At 35.1% G+C, this 16,775-nt stretch carries 14 protein-coding genes; 1 reads left to right on the top strand and 13 read right to left on the bottom strand.

The features are described 5' to 3' along the window. Positions 1–320 precede the first annotated feature (320 nt). A complete protein-coding gene (locus tag NLX67_RS15350) occupies positions 321–641 on the bottom strand; it encodes a hypothetical protein (protein ID WP_254312391.1) in 321 nt (106 codons plus the stop codon). Positions 642–821: 180 nt separating this feature from the next. Between NLX67_RS15350 and NLX67_RS15345 the strand changes: the two genes are divergently transcribed. Continuing rightward, on the top strand, positions 822–986 hold the full coding sequence (locus tag NLX67_RS15345) for a hypothetical protein (protein WP_254312390.1): 165 nt from the start codon (positions 822–824) through the stop codon (positions 984–986). 469 nt (positions 987–1,455) lie between these two features. On the opposite strand, the gene NLX67_RS15340 is transcribed toward NLX67_RS15345, so the two are convergent. The 12 genes from NLX67_RS15340 to NLX67_RS15285 form a co-directional block, all read right to left on the bottom strand. Further along, positions 1,456–2,649 (bottom strand): restriction endonuclease subunit S, encoded by a 1,194-nt coding sequence (locus NLX67_RS15340; RefSeq protein WP_254312389.1) that lies wholly within the window; start codon positions 2,647–2,649, stop codon positions 1,456–1,458. After that, positions 2,639–4,219 carry an HsdM family class I SAM-dependent methyltransferase gene (locus tag NLX67_RS15335; protein WP_254312388.1) on the bottom strand — a complete coding sequence of 527 codons (1,581 nt, stop codon included), beginning with the start codon at positions 4,217–4,219 and terminating at the stop codon, positions 2,639–2,641. The genes NLX67_RS15340 and NLX67_RS15335 overlap by 11 nt, the downstream gene beginning before the upstream one ends. Positions 4,220–4,237: 18 nt before the next feature. Further along, positions 4,238–7,234, bottom strand: coding sequence for a type I restriction endonuclease (locus NLX67_RS15330; protein ID WP_254312387.1), 2,997 nt, complete (start codon positions 7,232–7,234; stop codon positions 4,238–4,240). A gap of 254 nt (positions 7,235–7,488) precedes the next feature. Further along, positions 7,489–9,627, bottom strand: coding sequence for a type IA DNA topoisomerase (locus NLX67_RS15325; protein WP_254312386.1), 2,139 nt, complete (start codon positions 9,625–9,627; stop codon positions 7,489–7,491). 117 nt (positions 9,628–9,744) lie between these two features. Further along, complete coding sequence (locus NLX67_RS15320) at positions 9,745–11,724, bottom strand: LPD25 domain-containing protein (RefSeq protein WP_254312385.1); 1,980 nt, start codon at positions 11,722–11,724, stop codon at positions 9,745–9,747. Between the two features lie 18 nt (positions 11,725–11,742). Next, positions 11,743–12,711: a DUF3991 domain-containing protein gene (locus tag NLX67_RS15315; protein WP_254312384.1), complete on the bottom strand. Its 969-nt coding sequence runs from the start codon at positions 12,709–12,711 to the stop codon at positions 11,743–11,745. Positions 12,712–12,750: 39 nt separating this feature from the next. Further along, positions 12,751–13,056, bottom strand: a complete 306-nt coding sequence (locus NLX67_RS15310) for a hypothetical protein (protein WP_254312383.1) — start codon at positions 13,054–13,056, stop codon at positions 12,751–12,753. Further along, positions 13,053–13,493, bottom strand: a complete 441-nt coding sequence (locus NLX67_RS15305; RefSeq protein WP_254312382.1) for a hypothetical protein — start codon at positions 13,491–13,493, stop codon at positions 13,053–13,055. The genes NLX67_RS15310 and NLX67_RS15305 overlap by 4 nt, the downstream gene beginning before the upstream one ends. Positions 13,494–13,502: 9 nt before the next feature. Then, positions 13,503–14,654, bottom strand: coding sequence for a MobP2 family relaxase (mobP2, locus tag NLX67_RS15300; RefSeq protein WP_254312381.1), 1,152 nt, complete (start codon positions 14,652–14,654; stop codon positions 13,503–13,505). Then, entirely contained in the window at positions 14,647–14,898 is a 252-nt protein-coding gene (locus tag NLX67_RS15295; RefSeq protein WP_254312380.1) for a hypothetical protein, read from the bottom strand. Before NLX67_RS15295 ends, mobP2 begins: the two co-directional genes overlap by 8 nt. Before the next feature lie 311 nt (positions 14,899–15,209). Continuing rightward, a complete protein-coding gene (locus NLX67_RS15290; protein ID WP_254312379.1) occupies positions 15,210–16,061 on the bottom strand; it encodes a hypothetical protein in 852 nt (283 codons plus the stop codon). Continuing rightward, complete coding sequence (locus NLX67_RS15285) at positions 16,058–16,756, bottom strand: hypothetical protein (RefSeq protein ID WP_254312378.1); 699 nt, start codon at positions 16,754–16,756, stop codon at positions 16,058–16,060. Before NLX67_RS15285 ends, NLX67_RS15290 begins: the two co-directional genes overlap by 4 nt. Positions 16,757–16,775: the final 19 nt, after the last annotated feature.

The raw sequence follows: 16,775 nt of genomic DNA, 5'->3' as shown, positions 1-16,775 counted from the left end.
TGGAGTCGCTGAAAGCTTCACAGGAAGCGAAGAAAGCGGAAGTCAAAAAGAAACGGTTTTTCAACTGGTTTGGAAGCAACAATCTGTAAAGCAACCCAAAAGCTTTGTGTTTAAAGTAAGCTTTGCACACAGGTTTGCTGAATGAGTACACGCAATCCAGATCAGAGAATTCGCTTAACGGTGTAAGACATTCATTCGAATTCTCTTTGTTCACGTCCATATGTCTGCCCAGCTGCTGGTTGAAGCTTGCTACACACAATATATATGTGCCGGAGCGACTGCCTGCATCCAGTTTTTAACTATGTAAAAACGCCTACATTTCAAAACAGCAGGCGTTTCTTCTTGTTTCTTGCTTTTTCGTTCTGAAACGCACAACCAAACGGCCATGCAGTGCAGGGGCATTCGCGTTTATTCACCGAACGTAACACACAGGTGAAAAACATACGTGGAAACCTTATCACATTAAGCGGTTTATCCGATACATTCTTTGAAACAGATCTTGAAAGGATGGGGCTCAAACGAAAGGGCAACGGGCTGAAAACCTGGAGGTGAATCAATCGTGTCGCTCGCTTCGCCTTGCTCCATCCTTTTTTTAGAGTAGGCATCGAGCCAACTCTAAAAAACTGGTGCTCACCCGTCATGGGTTTTCCCTTCTTCTCTCCATTGTAGCAAGCCGGTCAGACGAAAAATCAAGGAGCTTCCTTCGAGTTCAAAATTTTTTTTGGAAAAGCACCAAAAAATTTTTTGAAATTCTTCGGACTCCTCCTTGATTTTTGCCTGCCCTTCTTGCTGCGTCTTCTGCGAAGAAGGGAGGTGTTCACATGGAATTAGCAAAAGAAATCGTGCTCATGACAAAAGAAATTGTTACGATCTTGTCTATGATTTTCACAACGTTCTTTGCATTCAAGACATATCAAAATAACATGAAAAAAGCTCCGAGGAAAAAGAAATCCTCGAAGCGACGTAAGCAGTATGGCAGCAGATAGCATCTGCAACAGGTAAGGAGGTAGCCGCCTTCTTACCTGTTTTTATTTTATCATGATTCGAAAGAAAAGACACAAAATCATTACTAGAAAAAGGGCAGCACAGAAGAAGAATCCAGAAGGTAAAAAATCACTAAACCCTTGATAAATAAACATTTCTTTTGACTACATGTAGTTAGTTGACTACATGTAGTTATTTGGCTACATGTAGTCAACTATCATGGAGTTATAATTGTAAAGAGATAGTAAAAAACCGATTGAGCTGCAGGCTGTAGACCTCTTCAACCGGTCATTTTACACTCTATATCTTCCAAGAACATAATAAGCTAAGACCTAGAAAGGGTAGTTGCTTCAAATGAATGAGATCTCTCTTTTTGTATCACATATAATTAACTATCAAATACATGATGAATTTCTACGGTTCGTTTTGTTCTGCAAAAAGGAGTATCTATGTCCTCGATTATAAAAGAATCTATTTAATTAGCTTTTGGATCGATAGGTCACGAGTTTCTTTGAGAAGTTCATTTTCTTCTCGTATAAGAATCAATTTTTCGAATATGGTGGAAATAATTTCATTGAATTTGCTCAATACATTTCTTTCGGGATGAATTGTTATTAATTTGTTAAGATTTGTTTGGTTAATTTTCTTTTGTATTGCGCCTGTAACCATACCGGAAACATTAGTCCTTTTTAAAGTCAAATATAAGAATTCAGTAGAAATTTCATCTTTACCTCGTAATACATGTGCATGGTTATTCACCCAAAATTTATTCCAAGCTAATTGCATTACGGGTTTGTTATTTTCATCTATTACAGTTCCGTCTTCTGCAATTAAACAGTATAATCCATCGAAAATATAATCATCAATATAGTCCATTATTTCAGTTGCACCATAATACGGGTATTTCCCTTGTTTATTTTGTCTTACACTGTCTGATAGAGGAATTCTTTTACTGTCAAAATTGATGGACACATCACCAATTTCAGAAAACCTCCAACCTTGAGGAATCAATTTATTATTTACTTCGTACATTTCTCCACCATTATCTTTATAAGGCTTTCCTTTTTCATTTGGGAAGTTAAAATCTACGAACCACTTGTGAAATAGAAGCTGAGAGTATTCTTCAAGACTATTGATTAATTCGTTATTAAGCTCAATTTTATTTTCTAAGCTCTCGATTTTTTTAATTATTTCCGATTGGGTACGTTTATCCGGAACGAAAATGTCAATATTCTCTATAACCTTCCGATTAGCAATATTAACTTGAACACTACCGCTTGAATTAGAGATCAAAGAATATTTTCCGCGTTTTGAGTTGAAAAAATAATATAAGTATTTAGGAACAATAACTTCTTCGTTAGCTCTAAGAATTAATAATGCCTGATTAATAATCCCCTTTTCGTTATTCTTATCAAGAATTGTTGTCTCTCCTAAAGTACCGGAACAACTTACAAGAATATCATTAGCTTCGGTAGAAAAACGCTTCATTTTTTGGTATTTTTCTTCATCAATAAAATATCTAAAATCACGTGTTTTATAAATTGCATGTTGTTGTTCATATACGGGGATGCCATCTTCTTTCATATCTGCTTTTTTTAAAGCAGATCCGAAAGGTCCGCGAATATATCCCTTTTCCTTTAAGACATCCTTTAATTTATAAATCATTTTTTCCAACTCCAAAAACAAATTTAATTTGTTTTTCTAAGTCATTGCTAACCTTAAACTTTGTTAATATATCATTTTTAAGTTCCGTTAAACGTTCATCAATATCAAAATCCAACTTTTCTTCCTTCATTTCAACATACTGCCCCGCAGAAAGTGTATAGGACTTTTCTTTAATATCATCGTTGGAAACTAATACGCTAAACTCTGGCTCTTCTCTACGCTCTTTGAACGTATCAATTAACTTTTGGTGCTCTTCTTCGTTCAATAAAGTGCGTTGACCTTCGTCTAATTTCACTTTTTTTCCGAAGTGAGATCCATCTACCAACATTACTTTCTCGTCTGCTTTGCTTTTATCAATTAATATAATAGAAACAGACGTACCTGTATTGGCAAAAATATTACTTGGCATATGGATAACACCCATCAACCAATTGTTATTAATTAATTTCTGTTTTATTTTTTGAGGTATTCCGGTGCTTGCCGACACAAAACCTGTTGGAACAACTATAGCAGCCTTACCACCTCCATTTAATGAAGAAAGTATATGTTGAAAAAATGTCTCATAAATTGCCATACTTTCTTTTTTCTTTTTTGGAATATTGGGTAATCCTGCAAAAAAGCGATCATATTTATCTGCTTTCAACGCTTCAATACTGTTACTAAAATCTGTTTTGAATGGAGGATTACTTACAATAAAATCAAATTTCATTAGTTGATCTGGATTTTTCGGATCTAAATGATCGGGTTTTAAAAGTGTGTCTCCCTCCACTACATTATGTAACGAGTGCACCAATTTGTTTAAGATAAGGTTGATTCGTAAAAACTGTGTAGATTTTTGCGAAATATCCTGACTATAAATAGTACAATTATCGGTACCAATTTTATTTGCCATTGACAATAGTAACGTACCACTTCCGGATGCAGGGTCATAGACACTTACATTACGTACAGCTTGGTCATTGTACAGAATGGCCGAGATAATATCAGCCACAGACACAGGAGTGAAATACTCTGCATATTTCCCACTATCCTTATTATAATCCTTGATCAGATATTCAAAGACACTGGAAAAATAATCAAAACCGTCTTCGTAAATATCTGTAAATTTATGCTCTGCCATAATATTGATCGCACGTCTCGCCAATTCTAATTCCTTATTGCTGTCACGTATATAAGTAGATAGAGGCTCAAAAAGATTTTTCTTTTGTCCAGACACAGTTTCTACGGTATAGATGTCCTTGTTTAGTTCATTTACTTCTATAAATGCTTGATCTAAAATTTGATTGAAATTATCTTTGCCTTGCTGTTGGTATAAATGATCGACCAAATGTTCTTTATGCATTTTTGCCATATTGATTGGAGCAAAGTCAACAAAATCTTCAAATGTTTCCTCTTTATCTTCTCGTTTATCAAATCCGTATAACAGTTTATCGTTTAGGAACTTATAAGTGAACAATTCAGAGATGATCTTATATTCATCTCCTGTATTTGCTAATCCAAGATTTGCACTCATGGCTTTTAAATCATCAATCATTTGTTTAATCTGATTCAAATACTCTTCAATACTCACAGCTTTGTTCTCCTCTATTTATCTAAATTTGTCGTCTGTAAACAGTCTAATTATATCAACGACTTGACTTTTTCCAAGTCTCAATCCATTGTTCATAAAAGCATTACGAACTGGTCGCATCATTTGACGTGCCATGATTTCAACGGTAGGTTTATAACCACCAAGTAACTTATCCACTTCCTCAATAATTTCCAGCATAATATTATAGACTGTACCATCATCTAAAGCTTCACTATAATTTTCTAATAGTTGCTTATGGATTCGCATACAGGAATCGTCTCCCCTGTACCTTGCCATGATTGCTTTGTTATTTATATTGTGCTGTTTGATTTTGCTATAAAGATTTTTTAAATCTCCTATAATTTTTTTTATTTTCTCTGTTGTATCTCCATCGTGTTTTAATAACACCATAATATCTTTGAATTCTTGCTTTAAATTTGTATAGGTTTGGTCAGTTTTATCTAGATTTAAATGGAATTCATTCTGAATTTGATTAACGGTATCTAAAATATCGTTTTCTGTTGTAAAGTTTAAATCGATTTCTCCGACTTTTAAAAATTCAACAATTAGGCTGCTAAAATCAATATCCTCTATATCAGATTCAGGATCATTTAATCTTTCTTCATCTCTTTTGAACTGAATGCGATTAGATACCTCTTTATGTGCTTTTTTTATATTTTCAATTGGCATATGAGACACTTCTTCTCTAGCCATCCGTAATTCATTGTAACATTCTTTATAAGCGTTTAAAGTAGCTCGTAAATCTTTTAAATTTGGTTCTTCCATAACTTCAATTTGCTGTCTGAAATCTTCCAAATTATTTTCAATATTCCCCATATAAATAAACAACTTATTGTTTAATGCTTTTACTTGTTTTTTTACTTGTTCTACATCTACAAACATATCTTCTACATCTGCTTGTCCAGCTTCGTCAGCAATATCATCACGCAGTTCTTCTAAATATTTGCGATTGGTTTCTTCATATTCCTCCGTAATGTCTACAAAGTCAACGACATAACCATAACGCATATTTTTATAAGGTCGATTAACTCTTGCCAAAGTTTGTAATAACGAATGTTCCTTTATTCTACGCAATAAATACAGTCGTTTTAAACGTGGAGCATCAAACCCCGTAAGCAACATATTATAAACAACAACCCCTTGATACTTGCTCTTTACTACATTTGGTTCATCTTTGCTTCTTTTACCACGAAATTCTTCTTGGCTTTCTTTATTGTCGTCTTCATCATACAATACTAACGCTGTTTTTAACTCACTGTTAACTTTAAACCATTCTTGCATAGCCCTTGCTTGCTCACTGGAGGATGTAACAATCATATATCCTAAGCTCATATCGTTGTGTATTTCTTCACAAAATATCCTGAAATCTTCCACAATATATTTGCATATTTTTATAATGAAGTTATCTTGTTTTCCGACTAACTCCCATTGAGCAGAAGATATTTTTTCTTCCTTATCTAAATCAAACAATCCACGCACTTCTGATTTCAATTTAGTAGATATATTCTCTTTTTTTATTTTTAAAGTATAACCATCAGCGATAGATTTATTGTAGTAATATGTATGAATATATCCAGAAAACAGATCGGTAGTTTTAAATTCATTTTTCAAAATTGGCGTCCCAGTAAGTCCAATGAATATACCGTTCGGATCTACTCCAAGCAGGTTTGATAAAAACGTCCCTTTTGGTTTATAGCTTCGATGCACTTCATCTAAGAAGTAAATCCGTTGTATTTTTTTATCTAAACTTGTATCTACGTTGGCTTCTTTTGAGAATTTTTGTATGTTAACCACATTCATTGTCCCTTTATTTTTACCATTATTACTAATAGTGGAAACGATCACAGGTGATTTAATATTTTTCACAAAGTCTTCTTTGTTATTAATACTTGCAATCGTCATACCTCTTGATGCAAATTCACCTGATGCCTGGATTAATAAATCCAAACGATCTACCACAAAATAGAACTTTGTTACTATATTTTTCTCTTGATAGTAGTCTCGCAAGACATTCGCTGCAAAATAAGCTAATCCTGTTTTTCCACTTCCTTGCGTATGCCATACGACTCCCCGATTCATGCCTTGTTTTAGCTTCTCCACCATCGCTTCTAAAGCAAAGAATTGAGGATAGCGAATAATATGTTTGTTTAACCCATCGCGTGTAGAATCTACATAGACAATACCGTAGCGAATAATTTTAATGAATCGTTCTTTCGAAAAAACTGAGGTAATAAACCGATTACATGGAGTATCTAATTTTAAATTCGATTGAAATTCATTAGTATTTTTAATAGAGAGTACATTGTTATCTAATAGTACAGTATCTATCATGTCATCTGACAAGTAATCATTGATTTGTACTTGCTGTTCTTCTCGAAACGAATTGAATGTAAGTTTGTCTCCGTTAGGTGTTGTATAGAAACTTCCAGACATCTTTACCAATTCGGAATCTTTATATTCGAGATTATTTGAAAAACCTAACACTTGTAATTGGTTGAAGTAAGGAATAAAGTGTTCCTTTGCACGTTCATTTTTCATTCGTTTAAATTCTGCTTGAATTCCTTCATTGTTGTTCGGTTTTTTCACCTCTATAAATCCTAGAGGAATACCATTAATTAGAATTGTAATATCAGGGCGAAATACCTCTCGATCGCGTCGAAAACCTAATTCAGAAACAACACGAAAATCGTTGTTCATCGGGTTTTTCAAATCAATTAATTTGATTCCAGTAGGACTCACTAAGCGTTCAAAAAAAGATTGCCCTTTATCCTTTTTGTTATCAGTTAGTAGATCGATTTCTTTGATCAATTCATTTATTCGAACATCGGAATATGTTGTGTTGTTGATGTGACAAATAGACTCGCGAAATATATCTACAAATATATTATTTCGTTCATCAATTACCGTTCCACTTTTAGTTTGATACTGATACCCCAAACGTCTAAAATGAAGTAAAGCAGGGACTTTTACTCTAGAATCTTCATTATGAATCATAAAATTTACTCCTTTGTAATAAACTTTTTGTTCGATTGTACTTTACCAGATTTAAATCCGTTTATTTACGCTTAAACAATTCGTCCTTTTAAAGAACAAATTTCAAAAAATCTTTTTTTATTAAAATAACCCTTTTATTTTACATTTAATATGACTATTTTATCACTACAGAAAGTTTTTTGTAGGATTTTGGAATGGATAATAAAAAACACAATACTAAAAAGGAGTGCTGCTAGTTAGCAGCACTCCTTTTTTTAATTATTATTAAACGCAAAATTAACTTTCTCATTTTCGATTTTCAGTTGGGCTTCAAACGATTTTTTTGATTTTGATTTAAAACCCTTTATTACCGGTGTTAACCCTTTTTCTAGTAAGTCTTTAATGTTTTTCTCCGTCAATTTCTTGGAAGCAATGGTTTTTCCGATAGAAAACGTACAGCCATTTGAATATTCGGAGCAGCCAATCAATGTTTTCCGGTCTACCATACGTCCTTTTTTACAAACTGGACATACACCATAACTGGATTGTGTTTGTTGCTGTTCAACAGCCTTTTGAATCGTCGAGCTATCCATTTTTCCGGGCATCGTTTCAATCAAATTCTGCACGAATTTTTTAATGTTCTGGATAAAAGTATCGGATGAACCAGAGCCTTCCCCGATCTTTCTTAAATAGGATTCCCATTTTGCGGTCATAGAAGGACTGGATAACAAAGTCCCTTGAATCGCTTCACACAGAATTTCGGCTTTTTTTGTGCTGAAGACAATGTTTTTCTTAACCTCAAGATAGCCGTTCTCTTTAACCGTTTCGATAATTCCAGACCGAGTTGCTTCAGTGCCGATCCCCTCTACCTCTTTTAAAATCTCACTATCCGCTTCATCATCGACCAATTTTCCAGCCGTTTTCATGAGATTGATTAGACCCCCTTCTGTAAACGGCTTGGGAGAGCTTGTCTTCCCTTCTTTGCTGTTTAGGACTACTGCTACATTTTCATCTTTAGAAACGCTTGGCAGCATGTTATTTGAAGCCGTTTTTTCTCCTTCATCTTCTTTTTGGTGAGAAAACAGCTCTTTCCATCCTTTTTCAAGCTCTACTTTTCCGATTGTTTCAAATTCAATGCCTTTTACTACCGTTGTAATCTTCGTTTCTTCATACCGGTAATGTTTATGGAACATTGCCAGCGTGTTCCGTACCACTTCATCATAGATATTCTTTTCTTCTGGTGACAGGCTATTTATAGTTGATTCAGCAGGGACATTTTTAGTCGGAATGATCGCATAATGCTCTTGAACCTTAGAGCCATCTACATACCGTTTATTTGGTGTTATATTCGGTTCAAATTCTTGGCCAAGTAGTTTCTGATATCCCTCAACAACCTTTACTAGATAATTGAACTCATTTTCAGTAATAAAATTTGTGTCGGTACGAGGATATGTGACGAGCTTTTTCTCATACAGTGACTGCATGGTTTTTAATACAACTGCCGGACTATACTTCCACTTTTTATTGGCGACTGTTTGAAGGGTAGAGAGTGAATGTAGTTTTGGTGATTGCGTCCGTTTTTCTTTTTTCTCTAATGCCAGGACGGTTCCCGGCATTTCACTGTCCAAGATCGCTTCATTTGTTAGTAAAAAGGCATGTAATTCATCCAGTGTATCGGTCTTTATTTTGGCTTTTCCTTCATATTGACCACCAGCTGCAGCAAACTTTCCAACCAACTCAAAAAATGGCTTGGAGACAAAGTTTTCAATTTCTTTTTGGCGCTGGTAAACCAGATAAACTAAGCTGCTTTGCACCCTGCCAATACTCAATGTTTCCCGAACCCCTTTTTTAGCAAGCAGCAAGCTAAATAATTGGCTTCCGTTTATCCCTACCAACCAATCAGATACCTGACGAGTATAGGCTTCTTTATACATCAATAAATCCTTCTCATTATCCAATAGGTTATTAAATCCTTTACGAATTTCATCAACCTCTAAAGAGTTAATCCATAGCCTTTTAATCGTTTTGTTTTTTGCACCGGTCATTCTATAAATACTGTAAAAAATATTAGAACCCTCTCGATCAATGTCACAGGCGTTGATCGCAACATCACAGCCGTTAAATAATTTTTTCACAGCATTGAATTGAGCTTTTTTATCTTCTGCCACTTTAAATTCAAAGCGCTCCGGAAAAATTGGCAGGTTGCTTAAATCCCAACGTGACCATTCTTCGTTGTACTCGTTAGGCATTTTCAAAGCGACTAAATGACCAATCCCCCATGTGATTGTAGCTCCATTGGGAAACGTGCTGCATGGCTTTAATTCAATGTGTGTCTTTTCTCTTTTGGCAACTTCGAACGCTTCTGCATAGGCTTTCGCTTGTGAAGGCTTTTCAGCCAGAATAATAGTTTTCATTTATAGTCCCTGCCTTTCATTTTAAAAATGTTCGTGTTTAACCGTCTTTTCAGCTACCAGGGATCCAAATAATATTCGTCTTTTTAACAAAGTTTTGTTAGAGAGCGCTAAAAAACGTTAGCGCTCTAATTCTTCTGCCAGTTGCCTTGTTTGTCGGTGCTGCCTTCCAGACGGTTCCTTTATTGTTGCAGCTGGTTTGACCGCTTCCATGTCTTCTTTGTTTAATTCCTGTCTAATGCGTGGTGCAATAGAGTGAATATAGGCTTCTTCATCTCTGAACAATTCATTGTCCCAAGCTGTTTGAAGTTTATCGTAAATATCCTTATCAATACCGGTCTTCTCCATCTGGTCAAGTGGATGTAAATATTCACCCTTTTCATAACTGTTACTGAAAACATTTAGCGTATCACCTTCTGGAATAGCTACCGTATATACTACTTCATTAAATTTCAATTTATTGAAATCAGCGTTATTTACGAAGCCAAATTCCTTAAAATCGGGCATAGCGCCATGTATCATCATGGAAGGTTCTGCAATATTTAGCGCACCACCATGAGCCTTTTCATGTGCATATAAAGCTATGTCATTCAGAAGCGTGTTGTGATGTTCTGGCTTTAAATTCATTTCAGAAACCATTTGCTGGTATGCGTTCTTGTAATAGCCATCCCCTATGTCATGCCGATCTGGATTAATCATTTCGAGCTTATCCTCATTTGGAAAAATCACATGGTAACGGGTTTTATAATAGCCATCTTCTTGACTTTGTTCTTTGCCAATCTCCGCAAATTTTTCGTTCGCTTCACCAAATCGCATTAATTCATTATTCTTTAGCTTTTCGCTTTCAGACCATTGAATTAAAACGGTTGGCTTCTCAATTTCAGCTTTATCAAAGACCTTAAAAGCGTTACCCATTTCTTTTTCCAACAGCCCAACTTCCTTATCGGTTAGCACCTCGGCCGAGTATACAGGTTCTAATTTCTGCTTTAATTCTTCGTGCCGATCTTCTGGATAGGATTCAATTCGATTCGTTACAGCCTGTTTTAACTCGTTTAAAGAAACCTCATTTATACTTGCTTCTGATAAAGAACCGTACTCGACCAACATTATGTTAGAAAGCTCTTTTGAATGCTCTAAATGGCTGTCGATCACTTCAATAAACTCACTAGACGTTTGACGGACTTCATTTAATAACTGCTCTTTATCCTTTAATTCAGCATCCTTTGTCCAGCTTGCTAGATAAGGCAAAGAGAAGTTATCCATTTTGATTCCGTAATGAGTAGCCACCACATAAGCGACCATTTCAGCTTGAAACTCTTTTTCGTTGGTAGATAATTCACGCCCACGTTCCTTTTGACGGTCCCGATTATGCAATTCAGCATGTGCCAGTTCATGAATCATGACAGGAACATTGTCAGCCATTGTGTTTCTTGGATTCATAGCAATGACATTTTTGTCTGGAAAAAAAGCACCTTTAGCCGTACCAAGCTCGACACCGGCAGGAGGTTTGTCCAGCAGCTGCACCCCGATCTTGTCAGCCAATTTTTCAAAAGCCTTCATAAATTCTTTATCATTTTCAACCGTTCCTTCACGATGATAGCGACCAAAAATTTCAGAAACGGCAATCCCTTTTTCGCGCGCATTGGTTTGTGTATATTCGAATACATAACCAATCTTATAAAACATTCTCCGGTGCTTTTGTAACACACCTTTTTCTAGCAACTGTTTTTCTTGTGGCGTGGCTTTTGATACTGGCGTCCATATATCTTTTCCTTCTGAATCAACACCACGTTTAAAAAATTCAACTGGATTAGGGACTAAAATTTTAATGCCCTTTTCCCCTTTATTGACACTAGCTCCTTTTGATTTCCAAAAGTTGAATGAGCCGACTGCACTCGCACCCATAAATTGTTGATTGATTAGAGCCATGTTCCGAGGGGAATATTTATGAAAGTTTGCCATGAAAGCTAAGTGTTCACGTATCTTTTCTTCGCTTTCAAAATACCCTTGTATTTGAGAATCCATTGAAGCAGTTAGATCATCAATTTCTTTTTGTTTTTCTTCTGGTGATTTACTTTTGTAATTACGCTTATACGCCATTTTTAGACCGCCCTTTCTTTATCGTTCATATTGAAATTCTTTATTTTCAGAAAAACTCATGCCAGGGCTTTTTTGATTTTGCTTTTCCTTTTCTACTTTTCTTTGCTCCCTCAAATCATCGTTCCAGTCTTTATTTTTCGGAAGATCAACTTGAACGATTTCGCCATCCCATTTTCCAGCAAACTCTTTGCCTGCTTTATCGTTATCAACGGCAATAATTATTTTTTCTAGTTCTTCGCCACGCTCTTTACATTCTAAAGCCGTTTGGTTGATTCCATTTATAAGTGTTTGATCTTTTAAACCTGACATAGACAGCAGCCGGATATGATCGGGACGTATCATATCGTAATAAGACACTAAATCAATCGGACTTTCAAACACTGCAATTTTGTTTGGCTTGCCTATATCAAGTGTAAATCCATCATCCCCTTTGCTATGCTCCATAATCTGTTTAAATGTTCCACGCTTATTCTTCATTTTGGTTGTGCCTTGTCGATCAGCACCGACTATTTTTCCGTCTTTATCTCTCCACTTAAAAATAAGATTTTTCATTTTATCTTCTGCAATCAAATCATGTTTTCGTAATGCCAAGACCACTTTTTCATCAATACAGCGTTCATTGACTAAATAATTTTTTGCGTTTTCAATAGAAGAAACTTCATACTGTTTTGGATAAACAAATTCATTATTTATATCTTTTGAGAAGTCCATTGTCTTGGTAATGTTCAATCCGTTTACATCCCGAACAGCTTCTTGAAATTTCATTGTGTAAAGCTCTCTTGCTAAACTAATTGCGCCCATTCCACCGGTACTGCGACTGTTCCAGTACCATTTTCCATTTGTATTAAACACTAAGGAATCATGCTCTGCATGACGATAATAATTGTGTCCTTGCTTGATGATCGGCTCGCCTTTTGTCTGTAAATAATCCAAAACATGAACGCTGGCTGCTTTGTCAATTTCAGATTTCGACACTATATCACCCACTTTTGAACACCTCATTTTTAGAATTAGAAAGGGAATCAGTTAGTCGTTTTCATTTTCTTTTTCAAATTCTTCTGGATCAAAGTCAGCTGCTCCATCTAGTTCCTTCATAAACACTTCTGGAAAATATTCTTTCATGACTTCTGTATTCACTTCGATTAGCAATTCCTTTGTGGCTCTGTTAAAAGGGACAATATAAATTCCCTGTTCAACTGCTTCAAATATTGGCGTACGGGTAGTATCAGTGAGCTTGATTTCATAATCTTCACCATTAAACGTGACCAAAACTTCATCTTCTCCAACGCCTTTAATCATTGCGTAATCTAAATTTTCAAAGAGTTCTTTCATTCTTTTTCATCCCCTTTAGAGTGTTTTTTTTGCTTCAAATTTGCGATTCTTTCATGCACGACCGTTTCAGCTTCAGCTAAAAAATCCGGCTTATAAAGATCAGTTGTGGTGATCGTATCCTTGTTGGAAGCCACCATGAACCCTTGCAACAATTCAATTAAAACTTGTGTATTACGATCCGTGTTATTCGTTCCTAATCGAATACGCTTCATTTCCACTTCAACATTTTTCTTAATGCCATTATCAATTTCTTGCAGTAATTCCTGTTTAATTTGGTTAATGATAAAACGCAGATCAAACAAATTATTAGAATACTCTTTATGCTGAATTAAAATAGTTTCAAGAGCGCTACTGCCGTTATGACCTTTGTCTTCTATATACTCATGCCAGTGTGGTTCTAAATAATATCTCTTTTGTACCTTTTTATCTTCGGCCAAATTAATTCACTACCTTTCCTGTTCTTTTTCTTGCTGCATCCTTTCAAATTCACGCTGATTTTTTAAGTGCTGCAAATTATCATTCATGCTCCGATCAATGGTGTAAATGAAATTATTGATCGCCCGTTCCCGTTTAATTTTTTCAAATTTATTTTTTGGTTCAGATCGGGCAGCACTCTTTAATTCATAGTCGTATTTTTTCACTTCTTTCAAAATGGTGTTGCCCATTCTTTTATGAAGATCATCCATTTTCGTTTCTTTGTACTGTTCTGCTTTTTTGGTATCACCATAGGTTCGTTTATACAGCTCAACTTCTTTATCTAATTGTTTTTCAAATTCTTTAAACTCGTTTTTGAAATGCTTTTGAATGTACATATCCGTCAATTTATCAATTTCCGGTCTTACATTTTGAATACCATTCATGCTATATGCCCAGAGCCTTTTATCTTCTGGCAACATGCTATGAATTTTTTTAAACTGCTTCACCATATCCCGATTAACTACACGATTTTTTAAAGACAATAAATCATCATCACGTTTTGTTTTTACAACTTTTTCTCGAATAAATTCATTCAATTTTTCATTTTCTTTGCTTCGGTCAAGAATCGAACTCGCCACTTTTGATTTCATGCTATCAATCGATTTCTGCTTGCGTTTTCCACGTTCTCGAAAGTTTTTTGTCTGGACAGTAGCCACATGAACATGAATGTTATCCGTATTGTAATGAATGGCAGCAGACCAAATCGCACTGTCAGATAATCCTTCTTTTTTAATCATTTCATTCACTGCATTTCGTGTCGCTTGCTTCATTTTTTGTTCATCCATAAAGCCATTTTTCAACACGCCGTTTTCTTGCAGCCATTCATTATCAAAAGAAATGACATCCTGCCATAGAATACTTCCTTTTTGTTGTGATTGTTCGAAAAGAGATTTTAAATCTTCTTTTTCTTCGGCATTTAATTTGTCATTGCTTGAAGTAAACAAGCCAGTGGATTTTTCTTCATTGCTCATATAGTCTTGATAATTCTGAAAATCATTTTCGTTCGATTGAGTGTTTTTTCTGTCCATGTAATTCAAATAATTATTGAAATTACTTTTTGAACCGGATGATAAAATAAACTTGGATTTAATCACTACGGCAGGTCTTACAGAATTATTCATCGTCGATCAGCTCTTTCAAAACAGATACTAATTCATCTAACGTGTTTGAGGTTTTTTCCATTAATAACGAATTAGCGGCAAGCTGCTTTTCCATGCGGTCAACATGATTATCCTTCATTTCTAAAATCGAAAAATCTTCTACCACATTTTTAAGATATTCGTTTCTGGAAAGCCCCTTTTTTCTAGCAAGCTCGTCGATTTTTTTTACTGCCGCAGGCTCAACATTTCTGATCTTCACTTCCATTTTCTTTCCCCCTTCCATTAAACAAAGTTTTGTTAAACGATTTATTTTCATTATACCCCAAATTTTTCTAAAAAACGAACACTTGGGGTAAAGAGTGAGAAAGAGCATAAGGAAAACGTGACCCCACTTTCAGTGTGGTACTAGGCAGAGCCTAGTGTTTTCGTGGGTACACGAAATTTTGATTTTGTCTCAAGTTTAGACAGTAAAAAAAGGATGTTTGTCTTAATTTTAGACAGCAAAAATTCATATTTGTCTTAATTTTAGACAGCAAAATAATCTTGTGATTTATAAAAAAGGCTCAGAGTTTTTGATCAAAATTGCAAATCACTCTTGCGCTGATTTAATCTTTCGATTTTAGTTTCCAGCGATTTTATATCTGTTTTTGCTGTTTCATTTTCTGTATTGTAGGATTCAATTTCTTTTTCTAATGAGTAAATTTGATTGTTGGTTACAACCTGTTCATCGACAGTCTGGTAAATCAATTCTCCTTTTTGCTCGCTAATTTCTTCATTAATTTTCTTCACAATTAAATCGTTTTTCTCGATTTCTTTTTGCCGATCTTTGATTTCGTTTTCCGTATTTTGAATCATTTCATCTGTAACTTTAACCGCATATTCTTCTACATCTTTTTCAGAAACCTCACCACGATCTACTACCGTTTGGTCCGCATAAATACTGGTGATGATCGCATCTTTTTCTTTCTTTTTTAATTGTTCTTCATCGAATACTTCTTCTTCAAAATCCAATTCATCCTTCACTAGCCGTAATGCAACCTGACCAAAATCCTTTGGTACTTTACTGATCCTTACGATATAAATATCATTCGATGAATAAACAATTTTAGTCGGCAGGTCAGCTTTCACATTCACTCTTGGCACAGCTTTAAAATCCAGATCAGACAGATAACTCGTCATTCCAGAAGTAGTAAGCGTTACTTGCATTTCATGATCCTTTTCATCATATATCCACTCTTTAATTGTGAATTTCCCTCTGCCGTTTAAGTTAAATTCTTTATTGATTTCTGTATTTAAAACATCGACTTTATCAGCCAGGAATACTTTACTAGATAAGAAAAAACCGAAGCCTAACATAAAAATCAAAGTGACTGCCACATAGATATTTGACCAGTGAGCAGCCAACTTTTTACGCTTATTTTTCTTCATGGCAACATTCCCCCTCCTTTGAGATAACCAATGGCATCAATGCTTGATAGTTCACCTTTCATGCTGTTAATTGGCGTGAGTTTTGATACTTTATATGTCCCACCATCATGCTCAAAATCGAGCAGCACATAAGCGGAATCTTTTTCTTTGTAACCACTACTTATAAACTCCAATTCAAAGTTATAAGACACAACCGCTTGCCTGTCTCCTTCGCCTTCCACAAACACTTTAATGTCAGTAGCGCTTGTTTTTAAATCACTTCCTTTTTCATCTATTCCATCAGAAGGGAACAGGGTTTTAATCATTTCATTGGTCATGTAATGGTCTGCATTTTGCTTAACCATTGCAAAATTATCGGGTGTTACATTGTAGATATAATCAATAAACCGTTCAGCAGAATTTAGTAAATCTTTCTGACCACCAGATTTTTCAGCTTCATTTTCTGTTGCTGTTCCTTTCACTTCTGCTTCTGTTTTTTCCGTATTTTCGTTACTTTCCGCACTCTTTTTTTCCGTTTCTAAAGAAGAAATTTCATCGTTTAGCTTCTCGATCTCCTGCTCTTTTTCTTCTATTAACAGCTTTGCTTGTTTGTTTGTTTCCTCTTTGGCCGAGGTCAATTTGTTGAAAGAAAAGACATTGGCAGCAAACGAAATGACCAATACCATAATCAATATTACGGATAAACTTTTCTTCATTTTTTCATCTCCTTTTGTA

The sequence above is a fragment of the Domibacillus sp. A3M-37 genome (assembly GCF_024213455.1).
GTDB lineage: Bacteria > Bacillota > Bacilli > Bacillales > Domibacillaceae > Domibacillus > Domibacillus tundrae.
This window is presented reverse-complemented; position numbering and strand designations above follow the sequence as displayed.

What these genes read in the sequence shown, in the direction of transcription:
- NLX67_RS15350 (WP_254312391.1), bottom strand. Translation starts at nt 641, where the DNA reads ATGACGGGTGAGCACCAGTTTTTTAGAGTTGGCTCGATGCCTACTCTA.
- NLX67_RS15345 (WP_254312390.1), top strand. Translation starts at nt 822, where the DNA reads ATGGAATTAGCAAAAGAAATCGTGCTCATGACAAAAGAAATTGTTACG.
- NLX67_RS15340 (WP_254312389.1), bottom strand. Translation starts at nt 2,649, where the DNA reads ATGATTTATAAATTAAAGGATGTCTTAAAGGAAAAGGGATATATTCGC.
- NLX67_RS15330 (WP_254312387.1), bottom strand. Translation starts at nt 7,234, where the DNA reads ATGATTCATAATGAAGATTCTAGAGTAAAAGTCCCTGCTTTACTTCAT.
- NLX67_RS15325 (WP_254312386.1), bottom strand. Translation starts at nt 9,627, where the DNA reads ATGAAAACTATTATTCTGGCTGAAAAGCCTTCACAAGCGAAAGCCTAT.
- NLX67_RS15320 (WP_254312385.1), bottom strand. Translation starts at nt 11,724, where the DNA reads ATGGCGTATAAGCGTAATTACAAAAGTAAATCACCAGAAGAAAAACAA.
- NLX67_RS15310 (WP_254312383.1), bottom strand. Translation starts at nt 13,056, where the DNA reads ATGAAAGAACTCTTTGAAAATTTAGATTACGCAATGATTAAAGGCGTT.
- mobP2 (WP_254312381.1), bottom strand. Translation starts at nt 14,654, where the DNA reads ATGAATAATTCTGTAAGACCTGCCGTAGTGATTAAATCCAAGTTTATT.
- NLX67_RS15295 (WP_254312380.1), bottom strand. Translation starts at nt 14,898, where the DNA reads ATGGAAGTGAAGATCAGAAATGTTGAGCCTGCGGCAGTAAAAAAAATC.
- NLX67_RS15290 (WP_254312379.1), bottom strand. Translation starts at nt 16,061, where the DNA reads ATGAAGAAAAATAAGCGTAAAAAGTTGGCTGCTCACTGGTCAAATATC.
- NLX67_RS15285 (WP_254312378.1), bottom strand. Translation starts at nt 16,756, where the DNA reads ATGAAGAAAAGTTTATCCGTAATATTGATTATGGTATTGGTCATTTCG.